Source organism: Bacteroides sp. AF20-13LB, from assembly GCF_003603065.1.
Classification (GTDB): Bacteria; Bacteroidota; Bacteroidia; order Bacteroidales; family Bacteroidaceae; genus Bacteroides; species Bacteroides uniformis.
This window is the reverse complement of sequence record NZ_QTMH01000006.1, coordinates 68,714-81,260: the sequence shown is the minus strand read 5'-3', so window position 1 is coordinate 81,260 and position 12,547 is coordinate 68,714. Positions and strand designations below refer to the sequence as shown.

10 protein-coding genes are annotated in these 12,547 nt (G+C 37.8%); all 10 read left to right on the top strand.

Translation table 11 applies throughout. The features are described from left to right. Positions 1-42: 42 nt before the first annotated feature. The 10 genes from DWX62_RS08255 (at position 43) to DWX62_RS08205 (ending at position 12,547) form a co-directional block, all read left to right on the top strand. Positions 43-693, top strand: coding sequence for a hypothetical protein (locus DWX62_RS08255; protein WP_005823861.1), 651 nt, complete (start codon positions 43-45; stop codon positions 691-693). An 801-nt stretch (positions 694-1,494) separates the two neighbouring features. Further along, positions 1,495-3,189 carry a hypothetical protein gene (locus DWX62_RS08245; RefSeq protein WP_005823853.1) on the top strand — a complete coding sequence of 565 codons (1,695 nt, stop codon included), beginning with the start codon at positions 1,495-1,497 and terminating at the stop codon, positions 3,187-3,189. Positions 3,190-3,343: 154 nt separating this feature from the next. Further along, positions 3,344-3,745 carry a DUF3244 domain-containing protein gene (locus DWX62_RS08240; RefSeq protein ID WP_151877010.1) on the top strand — a complete coding sequence of 134 codons (402 nt, stop codon included), beginning with the start codon at positions 3,344-3,346 and terminating at the stop codon, positions 3,743-3,745. Positions 3,746-3,763: 18 nt separating this feature from the next. Further along, positions 3,764-4,843 (top strand): glycosyltransferase family A protein, encoded by a 1,080-nt coding sequence (locus tag DWX62_RS08235; RefSeq protein WP_005835286.1) that lies wholly within the window; start codon positions 3,764-3,766, stop codon positions 4,841-4,843. Between the two features lies 1 nt (position 4,844). Beyond that, positions 4,845-5,858 (top strand): hypothetical protein, encoded by a 1,014-nt coding sequence (locus DWX62_RS08230; protein ID WP_005823848.1) that lies wholly within the window; start codon positions 4,845-4,847, stop codon positions 5,856-5,858. 50 nt (positions 5,859-5,908) lie between these two features. Further along, positions 5,909-6,124 (top strand): TIGR04149 family rSAM-modified RiPP, encoded by a 216-nt coding sequence (locus tag DWX62_RS08225; RefSeq protein WP_306795041.1) that lies wholly within the window; start codon positions 5,909-5,911, stop codon positions 6,122-6,124. Between the two features lie 190 nt (positions 6,125-6,314). After that, positions 6,315-7,631 carry a 6-bladed beta-propeller gene (locus tag DWX62_RS08220; protein WP_009037127.1) on the top strand — a complete coding sequence of 439 codons (1,317 nt, stop codon included), beginning with the start codon at positions 6,315-6,317 and terminating at the stop codon, positions 7,629-7,631. 3 nt (positions 7,632-7,634) lie between these two features. Beyond that, a complete protein-coding gene (locus tag DWX62_RS08215; RefSeq protein ID WP_051009014.1) occupies positions 7,635-9,086 on the top strand; it encodes a radical SAM peptide maturase in 1,452 nt (483 codons plus the stop codon). Between the two features lie 20 nt (positions 9,087-9,106). Further along, on the top strand, positions 9,107-10,342 hold the full coding sequence (locus DWX62_RS08210) for a TIGR04150 pseudo-rSAM protein (protein WP_005823840.1): 1,236 nt from the start codon (positions 9,107-9,109) through the stop codon (positions 10,340-10,342). Continuing rightward, entirely contained in the window at positions 10,343-12,547 is a 2,205-nt protein-coding gene (locus tag DWX62_RS08205) for a peptidase domain-containing ABC transporter (RefSeq protein WP_120137774.1), read from the top strand. It abuts the gene before it with no gap.

Sequence of the window (12,547 nt, the reverse complement as noted above, 5' to 3'; positions counted from 1 at the left end):
TTGCTCGATTTTGTTACCTGAATGGATACTTGAATTTTAAATATGGAAAGTGCGGAGTACTCTTTGGATGAGTTATTATGTCAGTCTCTTCTGTTGTTTCGTCAGTATCGGTTTTATGATGCTCCGGAATGTGGAGAAAAGGCATTCCGGATATTGGAGGAAGCCCATGTATGGATGGGGCGTACGCAAGAGTGTGTGGATATGGCGAAATGGGGGTGCGTGATAGAGTGTCTTGCGCAGAAATACTACATAGAAGATGATACGGATGCGATTCTGGAAGAAATTGATGCTGCCTTGGTTGCGCATTGGAAGAGGATAGAGAAAATCCATGCAGAAGTCACCACCGTTTATTTATGGCTGGGGTACTATTTCCTGCTACGTTTCAGAAACCGGGAATCCCGTTCCCATTCCCGTTGTAAACAGATAATGTCCAGCTTGTTGTGTGCTTTGGTCGAAATCTTCCGTAAGGTGGAGAAGGGGGGAGCCCCGACAGAAGTCTTGTCACATCTTTCGGTAGATGTTTGGGGAGAGACCGTCTGCTGGATGGAGCAGGTACATGATTCCCGTCTTTGCGAGAAGCAGTCGTCAGCTTTGCTGGCACAACTCTATAACCTGAAAAGTGTGGAGTTGGAAAAAGGTCCGGGAAAGCAGGATGCTTTGCTCCAGCAGATTCTGGAGTTTTATTGCTTTTAAGGGAAAATTATCTCTGCTTAGTTTTATCATTTCTGCTTCCACACTTCCACCTACTTCCTGCATCCCTTTATTCATCGGCATTACAAGTGCTGTGGAAGCAACTCAAAAAGGTGGAAGCAACTTTTGCTTCCACAGCGGAAATACGCCGGAAGGTAAGTTAATATCTTGTTTGTTAGTGTATTAATAGAATGTGCAGCATTTTGCAAATATCTTGTTTACACGATAAGCGTTTCGTGTAAACACGGTATTAACTTCGTAAAAGACCGTTTACCGATAGACTGCAGCTGGGCTCATAATAGGAATAAGATAGGTGCACAGTATGGGGAAACTATGAGTATAATAGGTGTTCAACGGTTATGAAGCACCTTGTTGACGGTCGTTAGTCGAGTGGTTGACGGCCGTTGGCAGAGCGCATCACGGCCGATAGGCGCTGATAACTCCGTACAGAAAATGGAAAGGAAGCCTATGTAAGGGGAAACAAGCTCTGAGCTATTTGTTTTGTTTGCCACATTTATCTTGTTTTTGTACATTGTTGAAGCGGTTTTTTGTATCTTTGAAGGGAGAGGCCGTAAAAAAGCTTATTCTCATCCAAAGTTTAATTATATATACATGGATTATGAAGCGATGTATAGTACTGTTCATAACATTCTGCTGTGCAGTTGTTTCTAATGCGTAGACAAATGGCATTGTGACTGATGGGGAAAAAGGATTGCCGTTGGCTGGTGTGAATATTTATCTCCAAAAGGATTCTGTGGGCATAGGAGTTATACGTAATGATAATCTGGTAAAGAACATGTTCATATGAAAAAACTGCTATATCTTGGACTTTTGTCCGTTTGCGTACTGTTAGGTTCTTGCGTAGAGAAGAACGTATTCAATGCTTTTGATAAGGTAGAGAGGTATATGGATGTATATTCTGACAGTGCATTGCTGCTGTTGGAGCAAATTCCTCATCCGGAGAAGCTTCGTGGAAAGCAGCGGGCAGACTATGTGCTGCTGTTGACACAAGCCCGTGATAAGAACTATCTGGATAGCATGCAGTCGGATTCGTTGATAAAGTTGGCGGTAGATTATTATAAGAATGGGGGTGATAACGTGAAAGCGGGGAAGGCATTGTTTTATTATGGCAAAGTGATGGATTTGCAGGGGAATGATACGCTGGCTATGCAAGCCTATTTGAATGCTTTGGCTAAATTGGAGAAAACGGAAGAGTATAAGCTACAAGGCTTGGCATATGAGTATATCGGTATTTTGAATGCAGATAGAAAGCTACACAAAGATGCTCTTGATAATTATCAAAGTTCGGTATATTGTTTTCAAAAGGCAGCCGATACTTTAGGGGTTATATATGCTTATCGGGATATTGCTCGTATTTATTATGTAGAACAACAATATGACAGTGTTTATAACTACATCAATAGGGCTTTGTCCTTGTGTGAAGAAAAGAAAGGATGTATCGATTTTGAACGAGTAACTCCTTCTTTGTTACAAGTAAAAGGAATTGCAAAAAGAAATGAGGGAGATTTGGAAAATGCAATAATCTTGTTGAAAACTGCGGTAGAGACTGAACAAGATAGGCATTCTATGCATCACTGTTCAATGTCATTGGGGAACATTTATTTAAATCAAAATAAGTTGGATGAGGCAAAAAGATATTTTACTTTAGCTTTGAAATCAGAAAGGCCTCGTACTCTGGCAGGGGCATACCACTATTTGTATCTGTTGGAAAAGAGGCAGAAAAAGTATGCAATGGCTCTCTATTTCAAAGAGAAGTCTGATTCGTTGTTGTCCGTTGACCTGGATGCTAAACAAGCATCTCAAATTTTGACTTTGCAACGTAAATATGAAAAAGGAAAGCTTCTTTTAGAAAAGCAACAAGTTGAACACGAAAAGAAAATACAGTTTTATTTTGGGATGGTAATCGTTTTATTTATTATCCTATTATGTCTTGTTTTGTATTTTCTTTTAAGAAAAAGATACAAAGAGATGTTCCGGAAAAATATGCAAGTAATAAAGGAGAATGAGTGCATGATTAAACGATATGTTTATGAACTTGATGTGTTGAAACAAAAAGCAGGTGAAACAGCGGAAACAAATAGAGAGAAGGTTGGTAAATTGAATCAAAAGATTTTGCTGTTGGAGAGTGAGAATAAAAAAATACGTGAAAATGTATGTGTAAATGGTGTTTATCTCTTGGATCAATTGAAGAAGGAAAAGCTGATTGTGAAGAATATGACCAAACAAGAGAAAGAACAGCTCCTTGAATACATGGATTTGATATATGGTAATTTGATTTCTCGGTTAAAGAAAGATTTTAAATTAACGAGTGGTAACCTGATATTGATAGCTTTGCTTAAAGTTGGTTTCACTACCACTGAGTTGATGTTTACTTTTGACTGCGAGATGAATTCTATTTTTACGAAAAAACGGAGATTGAGGGAGAGCTTAAATTTGGATACTACTGATAAATTGGAAGAATTTATAACTCTTTATTAGAAGAACTTCTTGCTTTTCGTCCATTAACTTAGTAGCTTTTTTTTTAGTATTTTCTTGATATATAGTTTGTTATTCTCTTTTGTGTTGTCCACTTGTACTTTCCCTAAGAAGTGATTAAATGGCTATCTTTGTTACATTCAAAACTAAAGATACTATGAAATCATTTTTTATTTTGTTAAGTTTATACTGCTTCTTTGTGGTAAATGTAGTGAATGGAAAGTCAGTAACTTTTCCTTCAAGAGTAGAAATCATCATGGATGAGGATTTTGATTTACCGGATGGTCCGGGGAATGGTCACCGTTCTATTCCTCCAGTGACTCCTTTTTTAGCATTTTTGAATGATGACCACTCCATTGACTTGGAGTTCTATCAATCTATAGGTGAGATTGAAATTGTAATTTCTCAGAATGGGGATGTTGTTTACTCTTCTACTGAGAATATTGACTCTCCAATATTGAGAAAAGTACAATTACAGAAAGGCTTAGTTGGTGATTTTTTACTTGAGATAAAAGGTTTGGATGGAGCTTATGCATTCGGTAGATTTACTATTCATTAATAATGGCTATATAGCACTATGAAACAAATCTCATTTTGCATCACTTGTATGAATCGGCTTAAACATTTACAAGAAACTTTGGAGAAGAATATTCTTGATAATTTCTTAGTAGATGAGGTCGAGTTTGTTGTGCTGGATTATAATTCGCAAGATGGATTAGAAGAATGGATTGCTCAATCTATGATGAAATATATTGAGATGGGTATTCTTGTCTATTATAGGACTACTGAACCAGCTTATTATCGACGCAGCCATAGCAGGAATATGGTTTTCAGATTGGCAGAAGGAGAAGTAGTATGCAATTTGGATGCAGATAATTACTTAGGTAGAGGGTTTGCAGAGTTTATGTTAAAAGAATTTAACAATAAAGAGCGTCTATTTTATACGAGTAATCTTTGTTATCGTGATGTTTTCGGAAGGGTCTGCTTGGAAAGAAAGGAGTTCGTTGAGGCGAGAGGATACAATGAAGTGTTTGTAGGATATGGTTTGGAAGATGTTGAATTTTTCAATCGTTTGTTGTGTAGAGGGCTTGTGCAGGAAATTTTTAATCAGAAGGAATTTTATAATGTTTTGATGCATGCAGATGAAGAGCGGATAGCACAAGAGTTTTTGTTGAAGAAGTTGCAGAGTGTCTATCTGGATTATATAAATCCCTACTCTACGAGAGTATTGATGTTGTATAAAGGACAACGTTTTGGCATAGGAGTGATACAGAACAATATTGCAATGAATTATAATCATCCGGATGAATCAGACATGCTAAAACAATGTATAGGGGATAAATATCGACTTGTGATAAAAGGAGAATGGAAAGAAGGAATATGGGATGAGATGGAGAACGGAATTCGACTGAATTTTAAAGATGAGGAAATGATACTTAGAAACAAATCTAATTGTTTGTATGATTTTAATCATCAATATTATAAAGTTAAAGATGCGAATCTGATAGTGGTAATTGTCATGGGTGTAACAGAGGCTATAAACTATCTGAAGATGAAAAAAATGGATAATGATTGTAAAACGGTAAATCCGAATGGGTTCGGACAAGGGATTGTATATCGGAATTTTGATTATACTAATAAAATACTCTTGGCATAATATGAAACAGAATTATACGTTGATGGGAGGAAAAGCGTGGTGTTGTTTTTCTGTTTTTTATTCTCGAAAAGCGTGGGGAAGCCTCTTGACTGAGGTTGTCTCATTCTATCGTGAGTTCCAAAGTTTGTTTCATTATTTTGTGGCTTATTTCTCTGAACAACAAGGAGAACATATCAAAGTCACTTTTTCGTTTGATATTGAGAATATGGTTGAAATACAGGAAAGGGTCGATACTCATTTTTTACTTTTCTTGAATCAAAATCCGTCAGTCCATCCTAAACAGTTCCCTTTCGGAGAAGATTTGTGGTGCTTTTATCCTAACAATTCTTTGGTCTGGAATCAGTATAAGATACAATATCCGGATTTAGATTTATTGCTGGATAAACAATTTACACTTTGCCTTTCCGGATTTTTGAGTGATACTTATGTGGGAGGCAAAAAGCAAATGGAGGGAGAGAACTTTAATTTGCTGGAGCAAATACAACAAAAAGTGTTTACAGAACAAAATGGGATTAGGCTTGCCAAATGGGGATGTTTGATAGAATGTTTAGCTCAAAAGTCTTTGATAGAGATGGATGTGGATGAACAACTTACAGATGTGGATGAATTCTTGATAGCTTTGTGGCAAGAGATGAAAGTGCCTTATATGGGTACATTTCAGTTCTTATTGTGGGTAGGAGATTATTTTCTATTTCGTTTCTATGACGAGAATTCTTTGTTTCGCTCTCGGACTTCTTGGATGTTGGAGCAAATAGTATTAGGTGTTGAACGGCTTTTCTGTCAGTTTGAGTATAGAGTGAGGTCTGTTGAACCATTGTTTTTATTTCCAGTTGATGTTTGGCGAGATTTAGGTGAATGGTTACTGTGTGTGGAGAAAGTTTGTATATGTGAGTCGGTAAAAAATGTATTAGCTAAGTTATATGCTTTACCTGAAATGGAGTTTTTGTTACATTGTAATTTCCCAAAGAATACTTTGCGTTGGAAATATCGTGAAATAATATTTGTGGATAAATAATAGAGATAGTTTTATGCTATACATAAATTGAATGTTTAATTAAAATTTTGATGACAATGAAAAAGTTAGGTAAGATTAAATTGGATCAGCTTAATAAAGCTGAACTCAGTGAAAAGGAGTTGAATCGCCTTTTGGGAGGAGAAAACTGTTGTTTGTGTGCTTGCGCTGGACCGTCTGGACCGGTTGACAACTTTAATGCAAATGTTGCAGGTAGTCTGTACTCTCCATCGTGGACTGGCGGTACTCATGGATCACATAGCATGTAGGAATAGTAGTAAATAATACAAGTTTGATGTTTTTTATTCTTTCCTTGTTTATAGGAGAATAAAAATTGTATTTTGCAACTGTTTGAATTGTGAAGTAAGTAATTTGTACCGTTATTTTGGAAGTAGTGGAAGTGCATGATATGTGTGTTTTCTACTACTTTCAGAATGAGGTATATTGATGATTGTATTTATGAAAAATTGTTTTTTACTGATAGCTATTGCTTCATTCTTATTAGGATGTAGTGGCAATAAAAAGGAGAATACTTTGCAAGATGAAGAGGGTACTCCAGTTATTAATCTATCATCAGACAATGTGTCTAAGGTTGCTTTACTACCATTGAGCGAAGCTGCTGCGAAAGTGGAGATTGTTTCGTTGGAGGTGACGGACGAATCTCTAATAGGAGAAATTACTAAAATGAAGGTGACTGATTCTGACATCTGGGTGAAACATTATAAAGACAATCATGTCCTCCGATTTTCACGTTCCGGAAAGTTCTTGAATAAGGTAGGCAAAGTTGGACAAGGACCGGAAGAATATATCAGAATGGCTGATTTCTTCGTGGACGAGAACACCAAAGAAGTATATATCCAGACGACAATAGTTGGAGTTAAAGTCTATGATTATGAAGGCAATTATAAGCGGACAGCTGCAAAAACATCTCCGGATGATGTATTTATGACAATGTATTTCCAATTTGCATTGTATGATAACAAGTTCTTTATAGCTCAAAATCTGGCATTTATCAATAAACCGACACCAAAAGATTCGGTATGGTCTTTTGCATGGGTTGATAGTACTTACCAGAAAAAAAAGATATTCAAAAATCCGGCACATATCGGGCGTGAAGAGGAAATTATGAAGAACGGAATTAATTTCCAGCAGTTTGTTAACTATTGGTTAGAACCTTTTACCAGTATAGATACCTATGGCAATCAGTTGACCTTGAAATATCCGGATACCGATACGATTTATCGTTATGACAGCCCTGCGAATGAGTTGGTACCTCAATATATCATTTCAACCCATGAAGAAAAAGGTGATTATGGGGCGACTCATGTTTGGTTTAGGGAAAGAAGCGCTTTCGATTATTTTTCCATATATTCTTATTATCCGAGTAAGGATAATATCTATCTGCTGTGCAGTAAGGGGGAAACCATTTATACTTATTGTTATGGCAAACAGACTGGAAAAGTGAAAGTAAAAGAGCGAAAATCCGAGATTACGGAACGAATGCTGGGTAATCACACCCTTCGTAGGCTGGAAGGTGCTAAGTACTTTATCTTGGATAATGATTTGTGTGGAGGGTCGTTCCATGTAGATTATCGTTCACAAGGAAAGTATTGGATAGATGTACTTATTCCGAACAGTGAAGACAACTGGATAGATATAGACGAGATGAGAACTTCTGACGTAAAGGATGAATCTCTAAAAGCAAAATTCATCCATACTTTGGAGAATGTAGAGGAAGAGAGTAATCCGATATTGGTAATTGCTACATTAAAATAGTAAATGATGGATAAGTCTTTTTTGATAACTACTGGGAATCAGCATCAATATGTATATTCGGATGCTTTGTGCTATTTTCTTTATGTGCCGGAAGAAATGGCAACTGTAATGGAACATATGGATGCATCACTTGTTGATAGAACAAATTATTACGAACGTAAACTGAAATTTCTGAAAGAACATTGTTTTTTTGAAAAGAGAGAGGTAACATTTCAAACAGATTATAGTGAAGAATTGGTAAAACGAAACCTTGCAGGGTTGCGGCAATTATTGATTGAAGTAACTGATAGGTGTAATTTGGAATGTAAGTATTGTGGTTATGGTGAATTTTATTCTAATTATGACCGGCGAGAAACAGGTGACCAGTCTTTTGAAAACGTAAAACTATTGGTAGATTATTTGACTAAACTATGGTGTTCTGATTATAATGTTTCTCATAAAAATGAGATTACAATTGGATTTTATGGCGGAGAACCTCTGCTGAATATGAAACTGGTGAAGGAAACAATTGCCTATATTGAGAGTTTGAATTTGCCTTCTTTGATTTTTAATTACAATACAACCACGAATGCTATGCTACTGGACCGGTATATGGACTATTTGGTGGAAAAGAATTTTAGTATTCTGATTAGTTTGGACGGGAATGAGGTGCAATCTGCTTATCGGGTAGATAAGCATGGAAATTCGTCTTTCTCACGTGTAGTCAGAAACGTAAAGAAACTGCAAGAAACCTATCCGGATTATTTTGAAAAGAAAGTAAATTTCAACTCTGTATTGCATAACTTGAATTCTGTTGCAGAATGTTATTATTCCATCAAAGAACTGTTTGGGAAGAATCCTCGTATGGCGCAGCTAAATACTACTGGGCTTATTCCGGAACGTGTTGAAGAGTTTTCTAAAATGTTTAATGATAGAGTGAGGAGCTTTGATGAAGCAGTGCAACACGAGGATTTGAAGTATACTTTCATTAAGGATGGCAGCCGTTCCGTGAGCTATCATTCGATGTTGATGCGATATGGTGGTAATCGTTATGCTACTTATTTGGATTTGTTTGATACGGGGTGGGAAGACCGATACATTCCCACAGGCACTTGTCGCCCTTTTGAACGCAAATTATTTTTGACAGTTCGTGGAAAAATTCTTCCATGCGAAAAGATTGGACAAGAACATGCTATTGGATATCTGAAGGATGGAAAACTGAATTTGGACTGTGCAGCTGTAGCTAAATATTATAGTTCGATGTACGAAAAGGTAGTAAAAAGCTGTCGACACTGTTATTTAAAAAGGAGCTGCGGTCAGTGCTTGTTTTTGTTGAAGGAAAAGAATGGGCAATTGATATGTCCCGGCATACAAACGGATGCTAAGTTGAAAGAGGAGTTTGGGATTTTTTTAACGTATGCTGAGAATTATCCGAATCATTATGAGGAGTTGTTATCTTCTATTGTAGTCGATTAATTGAAAAAGGAGTAAATGCAATGAATTATTTATTTTATTTGGAGCCTTATGCGTTTTTGTTGCGTAGTAATGACAAAACAGTAGTTTATAATACTCTGAATGCAACTTATTTGATTTGTCCTGATTATCCGATTGTACAGTTGATTATTGAACAGTGGCAAAATCCGACGAATGGGTATAGTGTTTTGTTGGATAAGGAAATGATGGAAAACGAAGTTGTAAGACATTTTGTTGAGGCTGTAAGAGAATTGTTTTCGGGTGATTGTATAGAATATGACGGGAAATTTCCTAAGCCTTATATCTTTCAGCCAACTTTGTTCTTGAATTCAGATATACGTGTCAAAGATGAGGAAAAAAAAGCCTCTTTGGGAAATCGTGTTATGGAAAACCTTAATGAAGTAAATCTGTATTTACCGGCAACGTGTGAGTTGGAGTGTCCGGCTTGTACTTCTTACTTCCATCAAATAAATCACTGTACTGTTCACTCCGGTGATGGACTGAAAACAGACGATTATCGTCGATTAATACGCCAATTCTTGATGAATGGCATTAAACGGATTAATATATTTGCAGGAGGAAATCCGAATAAAAATAGCTATGTTAGGCAATTGCTTCCTGACATGGAAAAATCAAAGGTAGATGTGCATTTGTATTTGGATAATACATTCTTGTGTAGTGAATATGAAGAATTGGTGCAACAGACCAAATGTGTTTTAGAAGTTTTAGTCCATGCTGAAGGTTTTGGTAATCAGCTGACTGAAGATATGCAGAAGTTCCCGTACGATAGAGTGAAGTGGAATTTGATAGTATCCAATGAATCTGATATGGAACGTATAGAAAAAATGGAGATACCTGCAGAAACGGTAGTTCAAATAAAACCTTTTTATACAGCGGAAAATAAAGATTTCTTTAGAGAGTATGTCTACTTGGATATGCAAGATATATTGGCTGCCCCTATTGATAGAAAAACGATATTTAGGCATCGGACTTTGAATGATAATTTTTTCGGTAAGTTAACAATTTATCCTTCGGGAGAAGTCTATGCCAATGTGAATTGCAGTGTATTAGGAAATATACAAGATTCATCTTTAAAGGAACTTCTCTATAAAGAAATAACAGAAGGAAATGCTTGGCTTAGAATTAGAGGCAATGAAAAACCTTGTAACCAATGTGTTAATAGGGATTTATGTCCCTCTATCTCTAATTATGAGCTGGTGATAGGAAAAAACAATTTATGTAATATACCAATTGAATAAGTGGACGTATTCCCATATTATCGTCAGCTTGATGCCATGGATTGTGGTCCTACTTGCCTACGTATGATAGCTAAGTTTTATGGTAAGAGCTATTCTTTGCAGACTTTGCGTGCCCGTTCTTTTATTTCTCGCAATGGTGTTTCCATGTTAGGCATCAGCGATGCCGCTGAGTCTATTGGTTTCAGAACGTCCGGAGTTCGTGTCTCTTTTGAACAATTGGCGGAAGATGTTCCTCTGCCTTGCATTTTGCATTGGAATCAGAGTCATTTTGTGGTTTGCTATGATGTTAAGAAAAAGAAAGGGCAATACTCGTTTAGAATAGCAGACCCTGCAACTCAGTTGGTTACGTATAATGAACTGGAATTGAAGCGATGCTGGTTAGCTACCAAATCGGACGGAGAAGAGAAGGGGACTGCACTTGCACTGGAACCCACTCCTGACTTTTATAATGGTGAGGGAGAACCGGAACTGAAAGAAAGAGGGTTGCGTTTTTTCTTCCGTTATCTGACTCCCTATAGGAAAGAGTTGTTTCAGCTGATATTGGGCATGTTGGTGGTGAGCTTACTTCAGCTTATCCTACCTTTTCTTACGCAAGCCTTGGTGGATGTGGGTATCAGTGACGGAAATTTGAGCTTTATTACCTTAGTGCTGGTTGCGCAGATTATAATCTCGGTATCACAACTATCGGTAGAGTTTATCCGTAGCTGGATATTGTTGCATGTGAATACGCGTATATCCATCTCCCTTATTTCGGACTTTTTGGCAAAGTTGATGAAGTTGCCGCTTCATTTTTTTGATACGAAGATGGTGGGAGACATTATACAGCGCATTGGTGACCATGACCGTATAAAGAATTTTCTGACAGGTTCTTCTATTAGTACGCTCTTTTCCTTTGTCAGTTTTTTCATCTTTGCTATTGTACTTGCTTACTACAATTTGGTGGTATTGGGAATCTTTCTTTTAGGTAACAGCTTGTATATTGCCTGGATACTTGCTTTTATGAAATATCGCCGTGAATTGGATATCCGTCGGTTTGCACAAGCAGCCGGAGAGCAGAGTAACCTTGTGCAGATGGTGACCGCTATGCAGGAAATAAAGTTGAATAACTGCGAGACACAGAAGCGCTGGCAGTGGGAGCGTATTCAGGTGAAACTGTTTAAAATCAGCGTAAAAGGGTTGGCTTTGGGGCAAGTACAACAAGTAGGTTCTGTATTTTTCAATCAGACCACGAATATTATAATCTCGTTTATTGCGGCAAAGGCGGTGGTGGAAGGGGAGATGACACTGGGTATGATGATGTCTCTGACTTATATCATCGGTCAGCTCAGTGCGCCGGTCTCTTCTTTTATAGGATTTGCGCAGCAGTTTCAGGACGCCAAGATAAGTCTGGAACGGCTGAATGAGGTACATGGGAAACCGGATGAGGAGCAGGATATTGCTTCCAAATTGTCCGTTTTGCCTGAGAGACGGGATATAAAGATGGAAAATGTGTGCTTCAGTTACGATGGAGCGGATAGAGACTATGTGCTGGATAATGTCTCTTTAGTGATTCCCGAACATAAAGTGACAGCTATTGTAGGTGCGAGCGGGAGTGGAAAGACTACTCTGGTGAAACTGATGCTTGGTTTCTATTCGCCCAATAAGGGGGCTGTGAAGGTGGGTGATGCTTCGTTAGAGAACATAAATCCCCACTTGTGGCGTGCCAAGACGGGAGCCGTGATGCAAGATGGTTTTATCTTTTCGGAAACCATTGCGCAGAATATTGTTGTGGGAGAGGAGCAGGTTGATGTGGAGCGGCTACGTCACGCCGTGACGGTGGCCAATATCCGTGATTTTATAGATTCTCTTCCATTGGGATATAACACCAAAATCGGTATGGAGGGGAATGGTATCAGCCAAGGGCAGAAACAACGTTTGCTGATAGCACGTGCTGTGTATAAAAATCCGGAATTTCTTTTCTTCGACGAAGCCACCAATGCCTTGGATGCAAATAATGAAAAAGAGATTATGGAACATCTGCATGAATTCTATAAAGGAAAAACCGTGGTGGTAGTGGCGCATAGGCTCAGCACGGTGAAGGATGCCGATAAGATTGTGGTGCTGGATAAGGGATGCATTGTGGAGGAAGGTACCCATCGGGAACTGACGGAGCGGAAAGGACTATATTACCGGCTGGTTAAGAACCAGTTGGAATTGGGTAGTTAA

Bases quoted from the DNA above. Each gene is read 5' to 3' on its own strand.
- DWX62_RS08255 (WP_005823861.1), top strand. From the start codon at position 43: ATGGAAAGTGCGGAGTACTCTTTGGATGAGTTATTATGTCAGTCTCTT.
- DWX62_RS08245 (WP_005823853.1), top strand. From the start codon at position 1,495: ATGAAAAAACTGCTATATCTTGGACTTTTGTCCGTTTGCGTACTGTTA.
- DWX62_RS08240 (WP_151877010.1), top strand. From the start codon at position 3,344: ATGAAATCATTTTTTATTTTGTTAAGTTTATACTGCTTCTTTGTGGTA.
- DWX62_RS08235 (WP_005835286.1), top strand. From the start codon at position 3,764: ATGAAACAAATCTCATTTTGCATCACTTGTATGAATCGGCTTAAACAT.
- DWX62_RS08230 (WP_005823848.1), top strand. From the start codon at position 4,845: ATGAAACAGAATTATACGTTGATGGGAGGAAAAGCGTGGTGTTGTTTT.
- DWX62_RS08225 (WP_306795041.1), top strand. From the start codon at position 5,909: ATGACAATGAAAAAGTTAGGTAAGATTAAATTGGATCAGCTTAATAAA.
- DWX62_RS08220 (WP_009037127.1), top strand. From the start codon at position 6,315: ATGAAAAATTGTTTTTTACTGATAGCTATTGCTTCATTCTTATTAGGA.
- DWX62_RS08215 (WP_051009014.1), top strand. From the start codon at position 7,635: ATGATGGATAAGTCTTTTTTGATAACTACTGGGAATCAGCATCAATAT.
- DWX62_RS08210 (WP_005823840.1), top strand. From the start codon at position 9,107: ATGAATTATTTATTTTATTTGGAGCCTTATGCGTTTTTGTTGCGTAGT.